Here is a 19,365-nt window from a genome sequence, read left to right on the forward strand (position 1 = left end):
ATCTATCCCCGGTTTATTGGGGTATCTCCACATGGCCGCCGAATCCCGCCCGCATCGCAGATAGCAATTTCTCGCCGAACCTGTTGTCGCTTCGCGATCTGAAACGCGCGAGCAGCGCAGCCGACAGCACATAGGCCGGGACAGCCTCTTCCATCGCGGCATCGATCGTCCAGCGTCCCTCGCCGCTGTCGTTGACCCGGCCGCTATATTGCGCGAGCTCCGGATTTCCGGCGAGCGCCGTAGCCGAGAGATCGAGCAACCAAGACGAAAAAACGGAGCCGCGCCGCCACACTTCGGCAATATCGGTCAGATTGAGATCGAACCGTTCCTCGGGTGGCAGATGGTCGGAGTTCTTGTTCTTCAGGATGTCGAAGCCCTCGGCATAGGCAGCCATCAAGCCATATTCGATGCCGTTATGCACCATCTTCACGAAATGCCCGGCCCCCGCCGACCCCGCATGAATATAACCCTTCTCCGCGCGTCCGTCATATTCCGGGCGCGCGCGTCCGGGCGTCCGGTCGATCGTGCCATATCCAGGTGCCAGTGCGTCGAAGATTGGATCGAGCCGGTCGATAACGCGCGCATCGCCACCGATCATCATGCAATAGCCGCGCTCCGCGCCCCAGATGCCGCCCGAGGTACCCACATCGACATAATCGATCCCGAGCGCCCGTAACTCCGCCGCGCGGCGAATGTCGTCCTTGTAGAAGCTGTTTCCGCCGTCGATGATCGTATCGCCCGCACAAAGCCGGTGCGACAAGCGTCCGATCGTCTCCTCGGTGGGCTCGCCCGCGGGCAGCATGATCCAGATCGTCCGCGGTGCGAGCAGCCGATCGACCAGATTGTCGAGCGACGCTGAACCAAGCGCGCCGTCGGCCGCGACCTCCGCGACGGCGGATTCATTGCGATCGAACACAATCGTCTCGTGCCCGGCGCGAAGCAACCGCCGCGCGATGTTGCCGCCCATCCGACCGAGGCCGACGATTCCGATCTGCATGTAATTGCCTTTGCTGAAGCTTCGCGCACAATCGACTACAACAGCTTGGATATGACAACCAGACCAGAGCCGATGGCAGGCCCCGTGCGCGACCTCGCCTGAGGAGCGTCCTTTGGCCGATTTCGGACTGGCAGGTTTCGGGGAGACGCGAGGCTATAGCTGCCATTCCCGCTTCATCCTCGTGAGGCTGGGCCGGCCGCCGTTACGCTCACCTTATTCGAATTCGTCAGAACGTGCCCAGACGCCGGTCGCGCCAAAGACAGCGATATCCCATCCTATGGCGGAACCCACCCTCAAAGACGAGAGGTGGATTTCACCTGAGCGGCCGCCTCTCTGGCGAATTTGCCGGGTGGACAGCCCTGTCGCTTACGAAATGCGGTACTGAACGCACTTGCCGATTCATAGCCGATCTCGTCGGCAATCTGGTCGAGCGACTTTGCGCCTTGCGCGAGTGCCTGTTTTGCGATCGCCATTCGCCAGCGCGCCAGATATTCGATGGGTGGGCAGCCCATAACCTCTCCGAACCGGGCAGAGAATGCGGAGCGCGACATGCCGGCGACGGCAGCGAGCCCGCCGACCGTCCAACCCGCGCGGATGTCAGCGTGGATCGCCCCCAGCGCGCGCGCGAGTCCCGCATTGCGCATCCCGTTCAATAGACCCGCAACCGCGCCGTCGCTGCTTTCGCTCTGCCAACGCAGCGCCTCGATGAGCAGGGCCTCCAGCATGCGCCGAAGAAGTAGATCCTTGCCAGGATGATCGTTGGCGCATTCATCGGCAAGGAGGTCAACAAGCCGACCGAAGCGCGTTGCCCTGCCCCTCGACGCAGGAATATGGATGCGGCCCGGAAGCAGGGAGAGAAGCAGCGGCGCGTTAACCCGATCGAACGCGAAACTGCCACCGAGTGCAACGAAATCGGGGTCACCGTCCGGCTCGCCATGCCGGACGTCTTCGACACGCGGTTCAACCGGATCGCACCGGATGCCCGGTTCGCTGCTCAGCGAAAAGGCAGGCGTCGTAGGGAGGAGAAGGAAATCGCCCTGCGTCAGGGCGAGTGGCTCTTCGCTTTCGAAGCTTAACCAGGCTCTCCCGGCTAGAACGATGGTGAAGCCCGGCGCATCATGCGCTGCGTAGCTTACTCCCCATGCCCCCTTGCCGGAGATCGGCTTGGAGATGGCCGCGTCTGGTCGCAGCAGGGCGATGATATCGCTCAAAGGATCCATCTGGACGATCCATAAATATATTTGGATATTTGATTATATATTGTATCGAATTGTCTGTCTATCGGTCGATCATCGACACCATGGAGAACGACGATGACTGATACGATCCTCATCACAGGCACCTCATCGGGCTATGGCAAGGCCATCGCCGAGCATTTCTTGCACGAAGGCTGGCATGTCATCGCGACGATGCGCCGCCCGGAAGCCGCTGCGTTCGAAGGCGAGACCAGCCGGCTTCACGTGCTGCCGCTCGACGTGACGGATGCCGACAGCATTGCATCGCTGATCAAGGCCGCCGGCCCCATCGACGTGCTGGTCAACAATGCCGGCATCGGCGCGGTCGGCGCCTTCGAAGCGACACCTATGGCGCTGGTGCGTCGGCTCCTCGAAACCAACACGATCGGCGTGATGGCTATGTGCCAGGCAGTAATTCCGCAAATGCGGTCGCGCCGCGCGGGCACGATCGTCAACGTGACCTCGAGCGTCACGCTTGGCGCCTTCCCCTTGGCCGCGGCTTATACGGCAAGCAAACAGGCGATCGAGGGGTTCACCGGTTCGCTAGCGCATGAACTCGCTCATTTCGGCATCCGCGCGAAATTGGTGGAGCCCGGTTACGCACCGACCACGCGGTTTGGCGCCAATGCCATCATGCCGGTCGAGCAGCTCATCCCCGAAGCCTATGCCGCCTTCGCCCATCCTATCATGGAAGCGTTCGCCGCGCCGACCCTGACGACGCAAGAGAGCGATGTCGCCGAGAGTGTGTGGAACGCCGTTCATGACACCGGAGAGCAAATGCGCTTTCCGGCAGGCTCCGATGCCCTGGCGCTCGCCGGAGCGCCTTGAGCGAACAGAGGTATGTTTGGGACCGCGTCACCCCCATCAGGGTTCCGGAACACGCGAGTTTCCGCTCGTTTTCTCGATAGGTTAGCTGCAGAATCTATCAACTGGCTGCTTGCGGACCGGCCACTTTCGAGTTCAATCTTCAAGGAGCTGACATTTACCAGCCATATTAGTTGGATGGCCGGATAGGCTGATTTGAGGCGATCGGACCGCTCGTTGCGTTACCTATCAGCGGAATTTCGACGGATCCTTTGGCCAAATGCCGGTGTTGTCCGGCGCCGCCAGTCTTTCCATCGCGTCGGGCGACGCCGCCGCGCTTGAAAGCAGCAGTCCTAAAACGCAGCATCCGCTTAAGAACCCAGAACGCATTATGGAATACCATTTTCATTATGCCTTTATATAGAATTATGTTCCAACTCGCTTGCTCCGCCGCTATGTCGTTGATGCCGTGTCAGGGAGGGGGCGGCACATCATGCTGACATTGGCATCATTTCTGTTCTTCACGGCTTTGGTAGGCGGTCTGGTCTACGCAATGACGCGCAACGACAAGATGGGCGATTCCGACGCCTATTTCCTTGGGGGGCGCTCACTTGGGGCGTGGGTGATTGCTGGATCGCTCGTCCTCACCAACCTGTCGACCGAGCATTTGATAGGGCTGAACGGCGACGCTTATCGTCACACGATCGCGGTGATGGCCTGGGAAACGACCGCAGCCCTCGCCATGGTGCTGATGGCGCTCTTCTTTCTCCCACGATATCTACGCAGGGGGTTCACGACGATCCCGCAGTTCCTCGCCGAACGCTACGATCAGCAGACCGCGACGATCGCGACCATGTTGTTCCTGCTCTCCTATATTCTCGCCATATTGCCCGTCGTTCTGCTGTCGGGGGCGACGGGGCTCGAAAGCCTGTTCGACCTTTCCGGCCATCTCGGCATCACCCGCGCACAAGGCGTGTGGCTGTCGGTCTGGGGCGTGGGAACGATCGGCTCGCTCTACGCTATCTTCGGCGGCCTTCGCGCCGTCGCCCTGTCCGATACGATCAATGGCGTAGGCTTCTTGGTCATCGGGCTGCTGGTTCCCGTTCTGGGTTTGATGGCGATCGGCGACGGCAACCTGTTCGCCGGCACGACCAAGCTCTATGCCAGCGAATATCGCAAGTTCGATATTACCGGCGACGAGCCCGGCTCTTTCCTGCCCTTCGGCGTGCTGTTTACCGGCATGATCGTCAACCAGATCTTCTTCTGGTGCGCCAACCAGCAGATCGTCCAGCGAACCTTTGGCGCGAAGAGCCTGAAGGAGGGTCAGAAGGGCGTACTCATCGCGGCCGGTTTCAAGCTGCTGGGGCCCGTCGCGGTCGTACTGCCCGGCATCATCGCCTTTCATATGTTCAGCGACACGCTGACCGGGGAAGACGCCTATCTGAGGGCTTATCCCGAGCTCGTGAAAGCGGTCCTGCCGCCCTATCTCCTGGGCTTTTTCGCGGCGGTCATGGTCGGGGCAATCCTGAGCACCTTCAACAGCGTACTCAACAGTTCGGCGACGCTGTTCAGCAAAGACATCTATGCCACGATGATCAATCGCGATCCCACCCAGCGCCAGCTGGTCGTTACGGGCCGGATTTGCAGTATCGTGCTCGCGATCGGGGCCATGGCCACGGCGCCGCTCATCGATTCCGAAGGCGGGCTCTATAATTATCTGCAAAAGATCAACGCGACTTTCTTCGGGCCGCTGCTCGCAGTGCTCCTGCTCGGCTTCTTCACCCGTTCCGTATCGTCGCTCGCTGCCAAATTCGGGCTGATCGGCGGGCCGCTCGCATTTTACCTGCTGGTGTTCGAGTTCGGCGATACCGTTCAATCTCTGCTCCGCGCCATCTTCGGCAATGCCGACGATGTCCACTTCCTGCATTTCCTTGCCCTGATCTTTATCGCAACGGCGGCCGCGATGCTCATCATCAGCCGTTTCAGGCCGGCGCAAAAAATCTATGATCCGCCGTCCGCAATGGTCGTCGACCTTGCGCCCTGGCGCTATGCCAGGCCGGTCAGCGCAATCCTCGGCCTACTCACCGTCGGATGCTACTGGATACTCGCGCAATGACGCGATCGCGGTGCGCGGCCTGAACAATGTGGTCGGCGAGGACGCCCGTCCCCGCCGGCTTCAGATCCAAAGTAGCGGTTGAGCGGACGGCAAGCGCGCGCCCGATCGGGCTGTACGCCGGCTATTCCAATCCGAGCGCTTCGGCTATGCGCGTCCACGAGACCAGCTTGAAATTCTGGTTCTCGGGTGGCGAAACGTTGCGACCGTCCTGCGCCACCATCAAGCCCTCGGGAAAGGCAGGACCCGCCGCCATGCTCGTGACGTCGAGCCCGTCGGTTTCGGACACCCCGTCGATGCCGGCTGCCATATCGGCCCCGATCCGGAAGGAGCCGACATACGCATTGTCGCCTTCGCGGCGAAAGATCGCATAGCTGTCGTTGCCCTGGCTCGACACGACGAGATAGCCAGTCCCGTCGGGCTTTGCGTAGAGGCTCATACCCTCGACATCGTCTTCAAGCGCCGGATTGTCGGCGACCGTCGCCAGCACCGTGCGGGGCGGACCGCCGCGCGGCTCCGCGCCTTCGCGCCAGATGCCGACGTCCTCTTCGCCAACGTAGAGAATGCCGGTCGCATCGTCCGCCACGCATCCTTCGACCTGCGTTGCGAAAGGGAGATCGCGCATCAACTTGGCGCGTACCTTGCCGGCCGGGCTCGCGACCAGTTCCCATTGGCGCATCTTTCCATCGGACTGATTGACGAAGACGAAAGTCTTGCCGGACCGCGTGCTGCGATACATGCAAAGTCCGTAGGGATCGTCGAAACCGGTATCCTGCAACCCGTCGGCGACATCGGTGAGTTTGCGCGTCGCCGAATCGAGCGCATAGATCGAGATTCCCTTCGTCGTGCGATTGCTCGCGGTGACCAGCGTCACGTCGCGGCCACCGAGACGAAAGCCGCTGCGCAGATCGACATTGTTCATCCGGCCATCGGGCAGGAACTGAATTACCTTGCCGTCGAGGTCATAGACATAGAGGCCCGACTTCTTTTGCGTTCCGATCACGACCGACCGCGCGGGGTCGGCGGGGTCGATCCATATCGCCGGATCGTCGGCGGCGTCGCCACCCGTTTCGACGGGCGCCGTCTCGACCGAGGGTCGCGCGAGCGGCATCGTTTCGGGTGCCGGGACCGGCGAACGCTCGGACAGTCCGGCAGCTGCGAAAACCGAACTCCATGTGGCAATCTTGAAATTGGGGAGATCGGGGGAATTATCGTCATCGGCCACGACGACCGTCGGCCCGGCGATTGTCACGCTACCGCCATCTTCGACACGATCATCGCCAGCAGCGAGCGTCACCGAACCACGATAGGCGTAGTCCTCGGCGGGGTCGTAGATATTGAGGCGATTAGCGCTCGCATCCGACACCAGCAACCGGCCGTCGGGGGCCACGGCCACGCCTTTCGCTTCGTCCGCGATATGCCCGAGACGGACGATGTCGACGATTTCGGGCTTGATCTCGGCTTCGGGCTCGGCGGCGAAACGCCACACGCCCACTGCCTCCTGCGAGACATAGATCGATCCGCGATCGTCGGCGGCGCAATAGCCTGCTTCGGACCCGAGCGACCAGCGGCGTGCGATGCGGCCCGTCATCCCGCCCGCATCATTGGCAAAGAGGCCCCATTGCTCGATCGCGCCGGTGTCGCCAGTGAGAAAAAGATAGAGAGTGCCGTCACGATGGCTGCGCGCGAAGCAAAGACCGGCAATCGTCATTTGCGGCTCGATCCCGGTCAGCGCGAGCGGTTCGGGAACGCCATTGCCGCGAATACGAAAGAGGCGCGGTGCATTCTGCTTGCCGTCAAGGCCGACAAGAAGCGGTCCACCCGCCCCATCCCCTCGCACGTCGAGCGCGCGAATGTCCCCGACCTTGTGCGACGCGATACGCTTTCCGGAAAGGTCGAAGACGTCGATGCCGCCCGATTCGGCTCCGGCCAGGATGAGCGATCGCGAAGCATCGGCGGGATCCGCGACCACGACAGCACCGTCCGCACCCGAACCCAACGTAGGCTGCGTCTCCGCGAGAGCCGCTGCGGCCGGCGTGGCGCCGGGCGGCTGCGCCGCCATGGCGGTCGGAAAAGCGGCCAATACGGCTGCAACTGCGAATAAACTGGTTTTCACTCAGCCCTCCCTTGTCATATCCCTGTGCGGACCGTCGACTAGAGCGTCCGCTTTCGTTGAGATCTTGGCCTCTCGCTTTGGGCCACAGACCGGAATCGATTTTCGGAACAATTTTTCTATCTTTATTTGAAAACAGAATGTATATTCATTCCATGCCTATGTCACCCCTTATTTCCGCCATGACCGCTGCGGCGCGTGCCGCCGGCAAGGGTCTCCTCAATGACCGTGCGCGTCTCGAGACGCTCACGGTCCACAGCAAGGCGGGCGCAGCCGACATGTTCACCGAGGCGGACCTCAGAGCCGAAGCGACCGTGCGCGAGCAGTTGCTGACCCACGCCCCGGACTTCGGCTTTCTCGGCGAGGAAGGCGGGCTGGTCCCCGGCCGCGATACCGATTATGTCTGGATCGTCGATCCCCTCGACGGTACGACCAACTTCCTGACAGGATCCCCTCTCTTTGCCGTCAATATCGCGCTCGCCAAAGGCGGCGAGGCTATTGCTGGCGTGACCTACGTCCCTGCGATGGAAGAGCTATTTTGGGCCGAAGCAGGCAGCGGCGCATGGCTTGGCGATCGGCGCATCCGAATTTCTTCGCGTGCCACGCTCGAAGAGTCCGTTCTAGGGGTCGGCATCCCTTTCGCGACCAAGGACCGCCACGAACAATTTTATGCGGAGATGGAGCGCCTGACACGCCGCGTGACGGGCATTCGCCGTCTCGGCGCAGGCGCGATCGACATGGCATGGGTCGCATGCGGCCGCCACGATGCCTATTGGGAGCAGAGCGTCAGCGCGTGGGACATGGCGGCCGGCGTCGCGATCGTGCGCGAGGCCGGCGGCCTGGTAACCGACACCCGCGGCGGCGCGCTCGATCTCATGAACGGCACGGTACTGGCGTCGACTCCGGCCATTCAGACGCAATTGCTGGAGGCCCTAACACCAGTCGAGAATGGCTAGCCTAAGGCTTTGCCCACAGACCCTCGCGGTGGGATCGGCGGATAGCGTCGGCCACACGTTCGACCGCCAGAGCTTCGGCAAAGCTTATGGCGGCAGACGGTAATCCCGCCGCCGCCTCCACGGCCGCGCGGGCTTCGATTGTCTTGAGGTCGTTATAGCCGAGTTGATGGCCGGGAGCCGGACAAAAAGCCGCATAATCGCCATGCTCCGGACCCGCGCAAATCGTCGTGAAACCGCTGGTAAGCGTCGATCCTTCGCGATAAAGCTTCAGTTCGTTGAGCCGTTCCTGAGAGAATAGGATCGAGCCGCACGTGCCGGTGATCTCGAAAGCCAGCCCCATCTTTCGGCCGCTCGCGATCCAACTCGCAGACAGAGTTCCTGCGGCGCCGTTGGCGAATGCTACGACAGCATCCATCTGATCGTCGATCACGACGACACGGTCTCGCCCCTGTGCGTCGCGCCGCATCGGGTGAGCGGTATGCAGGCGCCCCGAAACGGCAGCAATGTCCCCGACCAGATAGTGCGCCATCGCAATGATGTGGCTTCCGATGTCAGCAAGCGCTCCGCCCGCCTGACCCGCTTCGCAGCGCCAACTGAACGGCGCATCGGGCGCCGCCATGAAATCTTCGGCGTGGACACCGCGAAATCCCGTTACATCCCCGATTTCACCCGCGGCGACCAACTCGCGCGCCAGCCCGATCATGGGATTGTGGAGGTAGGTAAAGCCGACCGCGGTCGGCCGCCCCGTCCTGCCGGCTATGGCGACCATGGCTTCGGACTCGGCGATCGACGTTGCCAGCGGCTTTTCGCAATAGACGGCTTTGCCAGCCTCGAGGGCAGCGATGGCAATCGGAGCGTGTAGGCTGTTCGGAGCCGCAATCGCAACCATGTCAATCGCGGGATCGCTTATCGCATCGCGCCAGTCGTCGGTTGCGCGATCAATTCCGAGGCTCGTTGCCGCAGCCGCGGCCGTTTCGGGATCGCGATCTGCCAGCAGCACAATCTCGGGCCGGCGAGGAAGATCGAACGTCCGCTCTGCAGCCGCAAAGGCGAGCGCGTGCGCGCGGCCCATGAAACCGCTGCCGATCAGCGCGATATTGAGTGCCGGCCGGCTCATGCGCCCGCGACTTCGCGATATCGCTCGCGCAGTCGTTCGAGCGTCTTGCGTTTCACTGGCTGCCCGTCGCGCAGCTTGTACCAGGTATTCTGGCTGATCCGATAGGTTTCGAACAAGCCTTCCGACGTTGCTCTGGGCAGGCGCGCCTTCATCTCCTCGAACTCGTCACGCGGCATGGCGATCATTTCGAACCGCATCTGTCAGTCACCTCCATAATAGCTTCCGCCGCGTTCCTTTCGTTCGCGCCGTTCCAGTTCGTCCTTGTCGATCACCGAGCGCCAGCTCTGCCGGCCGTTGACGAGGTCGGCGGCGCGCAGGACGACCGGGTCGCCCGAAGCGGGCGCACCGCTGACGTCGCGAATGCTCAGTTCGACACGCGGCTCGGAATCGAAGCTGAATTCCAGAAGGCCAAAATTGGCGCTGCGCACCCAGGGTTGACGCAAGCGCACCTCGGGATCCTGATCAATGAATTTCGGCGACAGATATTGGGCGAGGCCTGAACTCACGAGGTCATAGAAATCATAGCCGCCATGCTCCGACCAGGGAACGCAGTTCACCTCGCCCTGGTGAACGTCGCCCGAAATGCCGAAACAGCCCCCGACACGATTGTCGCGAATGAAATCGAGGATCTCATTCCGTTCGTGGACATAGGAAGCCCAGCTGTCGCCGCCTCGTTCGGCCATCGACCAGCCGGTCCCCGACGCGAGGATTTTGAAGGGCGCGCGCGAAGCCATCAGTTCGCGCTTGAGCCATGCCTTCTGGGCCGAACCGAGCATCGTCTTGCCCGATCCGTCCGGCTGTTCCGACGGGTCGCGGTAATAGCGTCCGTCGAGCATGAAAATGTCGACGGGTCCGAAGCTGTGGCGAAAGAAGACACCGGGCGTATCGGCGGTCCCGGCCGACGGGTTCGCCCACCAGCGCCCGAAAAGCCGGTGCGTCATCGCCTTGGCGGGGTTGTGCCGGTCGGAATCATTATATCCGAAGTCATGGTCGTCCCAGATTGCCAGCTGCGGAACCGAGCGCAGGAAAGGCACGAGACTCGCGACGTTGCGCTGACGCGAATACATTGCCGAGAAGGCCGTCTCGCTGTCGCTGTCGGCATAAATATTGTCGCCCAGCCACAGGAAGAGGTCGGGCTCCATTGCCGCGATCGCTTCGAAGACGGGCTGCTCGGGATAGAGCTGCACGCGCGCGCACGAACCGAAGGCGATACGAATCGGGCGCGCCGAGGCGGGTGCGGTGCGGGTCCGGAACGGCAGCGGCCGATGACGGTCGTCGATCCCATCGGTCTTGATCCGGTAATAATATGCGGTGTCGGGTTGCAGGCCATCGACCCGAATCCGGGTACACAGGTCGTTGTCCTGAACCGCGGCAACCGGTTCCGATATCCGGGCATCGGCAAAATCGCGCTGCGTCGCATATTCGACTGCGACGTCGAACGCACCGCTCGCGCGCGACCAGATGGTGAAACTCTCGGGGGTCGTCGCCCCGACCATCGGTCCGTCGAGAAGACGCGGATATCCTGTTGCGGCTGCGAAGAGACGGCGCGGCAAGGCCGCGAGTGCGGTCAGGGCTGCGGTGCCCCGCAGCAACGTACGGCGGTGCATATTCTTCTCCTCAGTCGCGCAATTTGGTGTTCCACAGGGCGGTGGCGAGCAGCGTCGCGAGCAGCGAGCAGCCGATCCAGAAGGCGATCGCGGGTCCGAAATCATAGATGCGCTCGCCGGCAACCATATGCATGTTCGCATCGATCAGCGCCCCCGATACCTGCTCCTGGATGGCAGCGCCGATGTAGCTGAACACTCCGACCATACCGAGCGCGGCGCCGGCAACGCGCTTGGGGCAGATATCGATCGCGAACAGGCCGCCAAGCGACGTCACGAGCCCTGTCATGCCGAGCCCGAACAGAATGACCGCGATCAGGACGATGGCTCGATTGTCCGGCCCGAAGAAGAGAAGGAGCAGCCCGATCAGTTCGAGAATGCCGAACAAGAGATTTGCAGGCGGTCGGCGGGCACCGAAAAATTTATCCGACACGAAACCGAACGCCACCGCTCCGACGATTCCGGCAAGCGTGCTTGCGGTCAGCATCGCCCCCGCTTCGGCGAGCGAATAGCCGCGCGCTTCCTGAAGATAAAGGATTCCCCAGCTGTTGATCGCATAGCGCGTGACGTAATTGGCAGCACTCGCGAGCGCGAGGATCCAGACCGCCGGGATCGCGAGGATCGACAATTGGGTCGCGAACACCCCGCGCTCGGGCGTTCCTGGCGCGGTCGGTGCGTAGTGATCGCCTCGCCAGTCGCCGACAGTCGGCAGGCCGAGTGTCCGGGGGCGGTCGGCCATCGCAAAATAGGCGGCGATCCCGGCCGCGACCGTGGCGATACCCGGTCCCCAAAATCCCCAGCGCCAGCCGCCGAACGCCACGAGCGCTGACACGATCGCAAAGGTCAGCCCCTCTCCCATCGAATGCGCGGTCGACCATATGCCATAATAGCGCCCGCGCTCGCGATTCGAAAACCAGCTCGCGAGCGCGACGACGCATGCTGGAGCACCATAGCTCTGGAACCAGCCGTTGAGGCCCCAAAGCAGGAGATTGACCCAGAACAGCGTCGAAAAGCCCATGGCGATGTTACACAGCGCCGAGAGAATCAATCCTGCAGCTAACAGACGCTTCACATTGCTGTGATCGGCCACGAACCCGTTGATCAGCTTGCCCGCGGCATAGGTGTAGAAGAGCGCCGACCCGATCATGCCGAGCTCGAGCGGACTGAAAATCCCCGCGTCGATCAGCGGCTTCTTCACGATGTTGATAGCGAGGCGGCACGTATAGCCGACGGCATAGGCAAGCGTGATCGCCAGGATGATGCGCATTCGGTACCGGCGGAAGGTGGCATCGACGTCGACATCGCCGCGCAGAGGCGCGTCGGCACCCGCAGCAAAAATTCTGAACATCGATCCCTCCCTGGCCCGCTTGATCGCAGCCTTATGAATTCAAGTGTATTCTATTGCTATATGATATGGAAGATTTGTTTCATCATGCCATGGTCGGAATAACGAAGGCGCTATCCCCCGCGCCGCCATCGGGCCATCGCTGCGTCACCGTCTTCACCTTGGTCCAGAAGCGGACGCCTTCCATCCCATATTGATTGGTGTCGCCGAACGCTGAGCGTTTCCAGCCCCCGAACGTATGATAGGCGACGGGCACCGGGATCGGCACGTTGATGCCGACCATGCCGACGTTGACCCGCGCGGCGAATTCGCGCGCGGCGTGGCCGTTGCGCGTGAAGATCGCGACGCCATTGCCATATTGATGCTTCGAGGGCAGTTCGAGTGCGGTTTCGAAATCGGGCGCGCGAACGATCTGGAGCACGGGGCCGAAAATCTCTTGCCTATAGCTTTCCATGTCAGGGGTGACATGATCGAAGAGGGTCGGGCCGACGAAGAAGCCCTGCTCGTGTCCCTGCAAGCTGAAACCGCGGCCGTCGACGACGAGCTCGGCGCCTTCCTCGGCGCATCTGGCGATCCAGTCTTCGACCTTTTCCTTGTGCGCGGCGGTCACGACCGGGCCGTAATGCGCTTCGGCATCGGTCGAGACCCCGACGCGCAGCGCCTCGATCGCGGGCACGAGCTTGGCGCGCAGCCGTTCGGCGGTGTCCTCGCCGACCGGGACGACGACCGGCAGCGCCATGCAGCGTTCGCCCGCCGAGCCGAAGGCCGCGCCGGTCAGGTCGCTGACCACCTGGTCGAGGTCGGCGTCGGGCATGACGATGCCGTGATTCTTGGCGCCGCCCATCGCCTGCACGCGCTTGCCCGCGCGCACGCCGCGCTCATAGACATAATGTGCGATGTCCGACGAGCCGACGAAGCTGACCGCGCCGATGTCGGGGTGGTCGAGGATCGCGTCGACCATTTCCTTGTCGCCGTGGACGACCTGCAAGATGCCCTCGGGCAACCCTGCTTCACGGAACAGCTCGGCAAGACGAACCGGAACCGACGGGTCTCGCTCGCTGGGCTTCAGAATGAACGCATTGCCACACGCGATTGCCGGACCGAACATCCACATCGGGATCATCGCAGGAAAGTTGAAGGGGGTAATCCCGGCAACCACACCGATCGGCTGGCGCATCGAATAGACGTCGATGCCCGGACCGGCGCCTTCGGTAAACTCGCCCTTCTGGACGTGCGGGATGCCGCAGCAGAATTCGATGACCTCCAGGCCGCGCTGAACATCTCCGCGCGCATCGGCGACGACCTTGCCATGTTCGCTCGCAAGGAGCGTAGCGAGCGCGTCCATATTATCCTCGAGAAGCTGCCTGAAACGAAACATCACACGCGCGCGGCGCTGGGGATTGGTCGCAGCCCAGCTCGGTTGCGCTTCGCGCGCAGCTGCGACCGCCCGATCGAGATCGGCAGGCGACGAAAAGCGCAACTGCGCCTGCACCGCGCCCGTCGATGGGTTATACACGTCGCCTGCGCGCACGGAAGCTGTGCCGCCGGACGTTCCGGCGACCATCTGGTCGATCTGTCTCATGTCTCTTCCTTACTGGCGCACGATCCAGTCGTGCGCGGGGTCGTTGCGGAACACCCAATTGCGGCGTGGCCCGGCCATCACGTTCAGATAATAGAGGTCATAACCATGTGGCGCGCCCACCGGGTGATAGCCGCGCGGCACCATCACCACGTCGCCGTCCTCGACCGCCATGGTTTCGTCGATGTCACGCGAATCTGTGTACACACGCTGAAATGCGAAGCCCTGGGGCGGCGACAGCCGATGATAATAGGTTTCCTCAAGGAAGGTCTCCTCGGGAAAAGCGTCGCGGTCGTGCTTGTGCGGCGGATAGCTCGACCAATGGCCGCCGGGCGTCACGACCTCGACGACAAGTAGGCTTTCGGCCGCATCGGAATCGGACAATATATTACGAACATGGCGCGTATTGGTGCCTTTGCCACGCACCTCGACAGCATCCGAACGGATGAGCCGGACAGCCCCCGCCCCGCTTCCCGGCGCGGTACAGATTGCGATTTCCGCATCGGAATCGGCCGCGATCGAATAACCGATCCCCGCCGGTACATAGACCGAGGTCGCCGCGCCGTCGAAAACCGACTTGCGCCCGCCGATCGCTTCGAAACGCTGCCCCCCTGCGACCACGGTGACCTTGCCCGTCAGGATGACGAGACAGGCTTCGCGTCCCACCTCCACATGCTCATAGCTTCGGCCCTCGTCGAGCCGGACGACGCGGAAACCGACGTAGCGCCAGCTGGCGCTTTCCGGCGTAATGTCGAGCACCGTCCCATCGCCGGCCGGTTCGTGCGGACGAACGCGAAGCGACATCAGACGAGCTCCTCCTGCCGCGCCAGCCGCTTAAGCGTATCGAGCCCGAGCTGGCTATAGTCGCGCGGATTGGCAACGGCGGGGTCCTGCTCAGCCTCGATCACGATCCATCCCGAATAGTCGATGTCGGCAAGCGCCCGCATGAACGGCGCGTAATCATAGTCGCCGTCTCCCGGCGTGGTGAACATTCCTCCGACGACGCCGTTGAGAAAGCTGGTCCCGTTGGCCCGATATTCCGCAAAACGGGGCGTGCGCACATCCTTGCAATGGACGTGTGTCACCCGCTCGGGGCGGCCGCGAACGATATCGACCGGCTCTATTCCACCGCACAAAGCATGTCCCGTGTCGAGCACCAGCCCGACATGGTCGTCGGTCGCTTCGAAAAAGCGATCGAGCTCGTCCGCCGTTTCGACAATCGTCCCGAGATGGTGATGATAGGCAAAGCGCAGTCCGCGATCGTTGATGAAGCGCGCGACCGTGTTGAGCCTTTCGCCGAACCGCTTCCACTCTTCGGCCGGAAGAACCGGATGACTGTCGAGACGGCTGCCATAGCGATCGCAATGCACGGCGTTCGAGGTTTCGGCGAGAATGAAGACGCCCGATTCCATATATTCGAGCAGCGCCAGGTGCGGCGCCAGCGCCGCAATTTCGGCCTCGGCGTCGCGCTGCAGCAAGCTCGACGAATACCAGCCGCCGACGATATCGAGGCCGTAGCGCGCCATGATGGGCGCTAACACCTCCGGATCGCGGGGGAATTTATTCCCCAGCTCGACGCCCTCGAAGCCGATATCGCGCGCGTCGGTGAGCAATTCGTCGAGCGTCGTGTCGCCACCCAGTTCGCGCATATCGTCGTTGCACCACGCGATCGGGCTTACGCCCCAGCGGATCGTCATGTCCGGTCTCCCTTGAGCTTGTCTTCATAGGCGCGCCGCGCGGCGCGCACTTCCGGTCGGTTTGAAACTTCGGGAACCGCGACGTCCCACCAGTGCCCGCCCGCCTCGGTGGTTACCGCGGGGTCGGTATCGATCACGATCACATAGCTGCGTCGCGACTCTTTTGCCCGATCGAGCGCCGCCTCGAGTTCGGCGATCCCACACACTTTCTCTGCATCGGCGCCGAGGCTGCGCGCGTGACTCGCAAAGTCGATGTCGGGCAAGAGGTCGTGCGCCGTATCGGTGAGCAGATTGTTGAACGGGCGGCCGCCTGTTCCCTCCTGCAACCGGTTGATGCAGCCGAAACCGCGATTGTCGAGGAGGATCACCGTCAGCTTGAACCCGAGCATGACCGAGGTCGCGAGTTCGGAATTGAGCATCAGATAGCTGCCGTCTCCGACCATGACGTAGACGTCGCGATCGGGTTCCGCCATTTTGACGCCCAATCCGCCCGCGATTTCATATCCCATGCAGGAGAAACCATACTCGACGTGGTAGCCGCCCGGCCGATGACTGCGCCATAGCTTGTGCAACTCACCAGGAAGCCCACCCGCGGCGCACACAACGGTCGCATCCTCGCTTGCCTGCCGCCACACCGCGCCAATCACCTGCGCGTCCGACGGTAGCGCGTTCGATGTCGCCGTGGCGGCCGCCCAGGCGGCGTTCCACTCAGCCACCGCCGACGCATTGGCGTCGCGCCATACGGCACCGGCCTGCCAATCCGGCAGCGCCTTGTCGAGGGCGCTCACGATCTCCAGCGCGTCGCCGACGACCGCTTCGGCGCCCTGCTTGATCGCGTCGGGCGCGGCGATGTTGACCTGAATCAGGCGCTTGCCGGAGAACAGGGTCCGCGATCCCGTCGTGAAATCCTGCAATCGGGTACCGATCCCGATGATCAGGTCGGCTTCCGCCGCAGCGCGGTTTGCCGCGCTCGTGCCCGTGACCCCGATGCTGCCGAGCGCCTGCGGATGATCCCAGGCGAGCGCGCCCTTGCCGGCCTGCGTTTCGGCGACGGGGATCGCCGTGCGCGCCGCAAAGCGCGCCAGCGCTGCCTCGGCGCCGGCATAGAGCACGCCGCCGCCAGCCACGATCAGCGGCGCGTTGGCACCGCGCACCGCGGCCACCAGCCGGTCGAATTCCGCGCGGTCCGGTCGGAGCCGGCGCGGCGCCCATAGACGGGACTGGAAGAATTCGGCAGGAAAATCGTAAGCTTCCGCCTGCACATCCTGGCAGAGCGCAAGCGTCACCGGACCGCATTGCGCCGGGTCGGTCAGAACACCCATCGCGCGCGGCAGGGCGTCGAGAAGTTGCTCGGGTCGCGTGATGCGATCGAAATAGCGCGATACGGGACGGAAACAATCGTTCGCGCTGAGTGTCGCGTCGGCGAAATCCTCGATCTGCTGCAGCACCGGGTCGGGCCGACGGCTCGCATAGACGTCGCCCGGCAGAAACAGCACCGGCAGACGGTTGACATGCGCGAGCGCTGCGGCGGTCACCATATTGGTGGCGCCGGGGCCGATCGAGCTGGTGCACGCCATGGCACGGCGGCGGCGGCTCGCCTTGGCGAACGCGATCGCCGCATGCGCCATGCCCTGCTCGTTATGCGCGCGATAGGTCGGAAGGTCCTCCGCCAACTCGGCGAGCGCCTCGCCCACCCCTGCGACGTTGCCATGACCGAAGATCGCCCAGACGCCAGCGAAAAATGGCAGGGCGGCGCCGTCGACCTCGACCTGCTGCGCCGACAGCCACCGCGCCAGCGCCTGCGCCATCGTCAATCGCACCGCCTTGCTCATGCCGCCACCCTAGCACGACGCGCACCGCGCCAGCCATCGACCAGGACGCGAAGATTTTCGCATAGTCTGGCCACTGCAACGTCGTCGTCGATCGTGCCTGACATCCAGGCATGGGCCACGTCGTGAAAAATGGTGCGCCCCACCGCGAACCCCTTGACGAGCGGAAAGGGAGCAGCTGCGACGATGCCGGCCAGCACCTCGTCCTGCGGCGCCGAAAGGCCGAGCAGGACGATACCGCGGCACAGCGGATCGTGACGAAGGATCGCCGCTTCGCTCGCTTCCCAGGCGGCCGCATCGGTCGTCGGCTCGAGCTTCCACCAGTCGGGATAGATGCCCAGCGCGTAAATATGATCGATGACCTGTGCGATCGTCTCGCTCCCGACAGCTCCATTCTTCGAAGCGATGATTTCGAGCAGGAATTCGTGCCGCGTGCTTCGGCACGCATCGAAGAGACGCAGGAGCTGGCGATCCTGCTGCGCCCGCAGCTCCGGCTCGTCGTCGGGATGATAGAAGACGAGGCATTTCACGACGTGGTTCACGGGCCAGTCGCGCAGCGTCATCCCGACGTCGGGCGAGCCCTCGAAGCGGAGTGGGCGCGATCCCGGCACCTCGATCGGCCTGCCGATCCAATAGGGAAGATCGGCTGCCGCTTCGAGCGCCCGCGCGCCGAAGCGTCCGTCGAGCAACATGCCGTAACAGCTATCGCCGTCCGCCAGCTCGTGCAGCGCGCGGAGCGAAAGATCCTTGAAGCGGGAGACGCGCTGGGCATCGCTGCTGCCAAGGTCGGCAAGCAGATCGTCGAACTGGCTGCGGTGGTCGATCGCAAGAACCGTCAGCTCGTCGCGCTCGCCGTGCCGATTGGTTGACCAGTGCAACTGTTCGAGGTCCTGACTCTCGCGCAGGCGGTGCGGCCACTTGCCGGCAAGGAAGCGCTGCAATTCCTCCCACGATGCCATGGCCGGCGCGCAACCGTGCCGCGATACGACAAGTGCGCCGCAGGCATTGGCGATCTCGCAGCATTTTTCGAGCGGCATATCGCGGAGCCATCCACGCAGGAAGCCCGCCATGAAGGCATCGCCCGCGCCAAGAACGTTGAAGACCTCGATCGGAAAGCCGCGCCCGACAATACCTTCGTCGAGGCTCGCCGGGATGGATCCCGGATAGGCGATACAGCCCCCGGCCCCGCGCTTGCACACCAGCAGCGCCGGGCTGATGGCGCGAATGGCGCGCAAGGCATTCAATGTCTCCGTGGTGCCGCCGAGGATGTGGATCTCCTCCTCGGTCCCGACGATCAGGTCGCACAGCGGCAGAATCTGCTGCAGCGCCGCGGTCACTTCGGCACTGGCGACGAAGCGATCTTCTCCATTTGCCTTTTGCGCAAGACCCCACAGAACCGGGCGATAATCGATGTCGAAAACGATGCGCCCGCCCGCCGCCTTCATCACCGACGCGGCCTTGAGGCTCGCCGCGAAAACGCCGGGCTTCGACAAATGCGTGCCGTTGATGAGAAGCGCGTCGGCCGAGGCGACAAAATCGGGATCGATATCGTCGGCGCAAAGCGCCATGTCGGCGCAATTTTCACGGTAGAAGATGAGGGGAAAGCTGTCGGGATCGCGTATTCCCAGAATCGCGAGCGCGGTCAACCGCTCGGGATCTTCGATTACGCCCCGCGTCTCCACTCCTTCGCGAGCGAGTTCCTCTTGGATGAAGCGGCCGAAATGATCGGCGCCGACACGCGTGATCAGGCCTGCCCGCAAACCTAGCCGCGATACACCGACCGCCGTATTGGTCGGGCTGCCGCCGATATATTTCGCAAAACTCGCCATGTCTTCGAGGCGCCCGCCGACCTGTTCGCCGTAGAGATCGATTCCGGCGCGTCCCAATGTGACGATGTCCAGCCGGCCCTCTCCGTAATTTTGATCGTATCGTTGCGCCATCGGTTGTCAGACCATCCTTCCTTGGTCTGTAACGCA

Annotated in this window: 15 protein-coding genes; 3 read left to right on the forward strand and 12 right to left on the reverse strand. The window is 62.9% G+C overall.

Annotation, left to right across the window (positions count from 1 at the left end; translation table 11 throughout):
• Positions 1-13: 13 nt before the first annotated feature.
• The gene (gene gnd / locus KNJ79_RS15395) at positions 14-997 is read right to left on the reverse strand and encodes a phosphogluconate dehydrogenase (NAD(+)-dependent, decarboxylating) (RefSeq protein WP_317151730.1); all 984 of its coding nucleotides are present in this window, start codon (positions 995-997) and stop codon (positions 14-16) included.
• Between the two features lie 293 nt (positions 998-1,290).
• Positions 1,291-2,217: an AraC family transcriptional regulator gene (locus KNJ79_RS15400; RefSeq protein WP_317151731.1), complete on the reverse strand. Its 927-nt coding sequence runs from the start codon at positions 2,215-2,217 to the stop codon at positions 1,291-1,293.
• A 93-nt stretch (positions 2,218-2,310) separates the two neighbouring features.
• Here KNJ79_RS15400 and KNJ79_RS15405 point away from each other — a divergent pair, with 93 nt between their 5' ends.
• Together KNJ79_RS15405 and KNJ79_RS15410 are read left to right on the forward strand one after the other, a co-directional pair.
• Positions 2,311-3,060 carry an SDR family oxidoreductase gene (locus KNJ79_RS15405; protein WP_317151732.1) on the forward strand — a complete coding sequence of 250 codons (750 nt, stop codon included), beginning with the start codon at positions 2,311-2,313 and terminating at the stop codon, positions 3,058-3,060.
• A gap of 469 nt (positions 3,061-3,529) precedes the next feature.
• On the forward strand, positions 3,530-5,152 hold the full coding sequence (locus KNJ79_RS15410; protein ID WP_317151733.1) for a solute:sodium symporter family transporter: 1,623 nt from the start codon (positions 3,530-3,532) through the stop codon (positions 5,150-5,152).
• A 121-nt stretch (positions 5,153-5,273) separates the two neighbouring features.
• Here the strand turns inward: KNJ79_RS15410 and KNJ79_RS15415 are convergent, their stop codons facing one another.
• Complete coding sequence (locus KNJ79_RS15415; RefSeq protein WP_317151734.1) at positions 5,274-7,265, reverse strand: phytase; 1,992 nt, start codon at positions 7,263-7,265, stop codon at positions 5,274-5,276.
• Positions 7,266-7,342: 77 nt separating this feature from the next.
• Here KNJ79_RS15415 and KNJ79_RS15420 point away from each other — a divergent pair, with 77 nt between their 5' ends.
• Positions 7,343-8,218 (forward strand): inositol monophosphatase family protein, encoded by an 876-nt coding sequence (locus KNJ79_RS15420; protein ID WP_317151735.1) that lies wholly within the window; start codon positions 7,343-7,345, stop codon positions 8,216-8,218.
• 1 nt (position 8,219) lies between these two features.
• On the opposite strand, the gene KNJ79_RS15425 is transcribed toward KNJ79_RS15420, so the two are convergent.
• The 9 genes from KNJ79_RS15425 to KNJ79_RS15465 all read right to left on the reverse strand — a co-directional run bounded on the left by KNJ79_RS15425 (position 8,220) and on the right by KNJ79_RS15465 (position 19,329).
• Complete coding sequence (locus KNJ79_RS15425; protein WP_317151736.1) at positions 8,220-9,335, reverse strand: Gfo/Idh/MocA family protein; 1,116 nt, start codon at positions 9,333-9,335, stop codon at positions 8,220-8,222.
• Positions 9,332-9,532: a hypothetical protein gene (locus KNJ79_RS15430; protein WP_317151737.1), complete on the reverse strand. Its 201-nt coding sequence runs from the start codon at positions 9,530-9,532 to the stop codon at positions 9,332-9,334. The genes KNJ79_RS15425 and KNJ79_RS15430 overlap by 4 nt, the downstream gene beginning before the upstream one ends.
• 3 nt (positions 9,533-9,535) lie before the next feature.
• On the reverse strand, positions 9,536-10,942 hold the full coding sequence (locus tag KNJ79_RS15435) for an alkaline phosphatase D family protein (RefSeq protein WP_317151738.1): 1,407 nt from the start codon (positions 10,940-10,942) through the stop codon (positions 9,536-9,538).
• A gap of 10 nt (positions 10,943-10,952) precedes the next feature.
• Complete coding sequence (locus KNJ79_RS15440; protein WP_317151739.1) at positions 10,953-12,287, reverse strand: MFS transporter; 1,335 nt, start codon at positions 12,285-12,287, stop codon at positions 10,953-10,955.
• 82 nt (positions 12,288-12,369) lie between these two features.
• Entirely contained in the window at positions 12,370-13,866 is a 1,497-nt protein-coding gene (locus KNJ79_RS15445; protein WP_317151740.1) for a CoA-acylating methylmalonate-semialdehyde dehydrogenase, read from the reverse strand.
• 9 nt (positions 13,867-13,875) lie between these two features.
• Positions 13,876-14,667 (reverse strand): 5-deoxy-glucuronate isomerase, encoded by a 792-nt coding sequence (iolB, locus tag KNJ79_RS15450; RefSeq protein WP_317151741.1) that lies wholly within the window; start codon positions 14,665-14,667, stop codon positions 13,876-13,878.
• Complete coding sequence (gene iolE / locus KNJ79_RS15455; protein ID WP_317151742.1) at positions 14,667-15,560, reverse strand: myo-inosose-2 dehydratase; 894 nt, start codon at positions 15,558-15,560, stop codon at positions 14,667-14,669. Before iolE ends, iolB begins: the two co-directional genes overlap by 1 nt.
• A complete protein-coding gene (gene iolD / locus KNJ79_RS15460; RefSeq protein WP_317151743.1) occupies positions 15,557-17,392 on the reverse strand; it encodes a 3D-(3,5/4)-trihydroxycyclohexane-1,2-dione acylhydrolase (decyclizing) in 1,836 nt (611 codons plus the stop codon). The genes iolE and iolD overlap by 4 nt, the downstream gene beginning before the upstream one ends.
• Complete coding sequence (locus KNJ79_RS15465) at positions 17,389-19,329, reverse strand: bifunctional 5-dehydro-2-deoxygluconokinase/5-dehydro-2-deoxyphosphogluconate aldolase (RefSeq protein WP_317151744.1); 1,941 nt, start codon at positions 19,327-19,329, stop codon at positions 17,389-17,391. The genes iolD and KNJ79_RS15465 overlap by 4 nt, the downstream gene beginning before the upstream one ends.
• Positions 19,330-19,365: the final 36 nt, after the last annotated feature.

Origin of the sequence: Sphingopyxis indica (assembly GCF_032879645.1) — a bacterium.
Lineage (GTDB): Bacteria > Pseudomonadota > Alphaproteobacteria > Sphingomonadales > Sphingomonadaceae > Sphingopyxis > Sphingopyxis indica.

Excerpts from the sequence above, each read along its gene's own strand:
- gnd (WP_317151730.1), bottom strand. The coding sequence starts at position 997 with ATGCAGATCGGAATCGTCGGCCTCGGTCGGATGGGCGGCAACATCGCG.
- KNJ79_RS15435 (WP_317151738.1), bottom strand. The coding sequence starts at position 10,942 with ATGCACCGCCGTACGTTGCTGCGGGGCACCGCAGCCCTGACCGCACTC.
- iolB (WP_317151741.1), bottom strand. The coding sequence starts at position 14,667 with ATGTCGCTTCGCGTTCGTCCGCACGAACCGGCCGGCGATGGGACGGTG.
- KNJ79_RS15445 (WP_317151740.1), bottom strand. The coding sequence starts at position 13,866 with ATGAGACAGATCGACCAGATGGTCGCCGGAACGTCCGGCGGCACAGCT.
- KNJ79_RS15430 (WP_317151737.1), bottom strand. The coding sequence starts at position 9,532 with ATGCGGTTCGAAATGATCGCCATGCCGCGTGACGAGTTCGAGGAGATG.
- KNJ79_RS15465 (WP_317151744.1), bottom strand. The coding sequence starts at position 19,329 with ATGGCGCAACGATACGATCAAAATTACGGAGAGGGCCGGCTGGACATC.
- iolD (WP_317151743.1), bottom strand. The coding sequence starts at position 17,392 with ATGAGCAAGGCGGTGCGATTGACGATGGCGCAGGCGCTGGCGCGGTGG.
- KNJ79_RS15400 (WP_317151731.1), bottom strand. The coding sequence starts at position 2,217 with ATGGATCCTTTGAGCGATATCATCGCCCTGCTGCGACCAGACGCGGCC.
- iolE (WP_317151742.1), bottom strand. The coding sequence starts at position 15,560 with ATGACGATCCGCTGGGGCGTAAGCCCGATCGCGTGGTGCAACGACGAT.
- KNJ79_RS15440 (WP_317151739.1), bottom strand. The coding sequence starts at position 12,287 with ATGTTCAGAATTTTTGCTGCGGGTGCCGACGCGCCTCTGCGCGGCGAT.
- KNJ79_RS15410 (WP_317151733.1), top strand. The coding sequence starts at position 3,530 with ATGCTGACATTGGCATCATTTCTGTTCTTCACGGCTTTGGTAGGCGGT.
- KNJ79_RS15405 (WP_317151732.1), top strand. The coding sequence starts at position 2,311 with ATGACTGATACGATCCTCATCACAGGCACCTCATCGGGCTATGGCAAG.
- KNJ79_RS15425 (WP_317151736.1), bottom strand. The coding sequence starts at position 9,335 with ATGAGCCGGCCGGCACTCAATATCGCGCTGATCGGCAGCGGTTTCATG.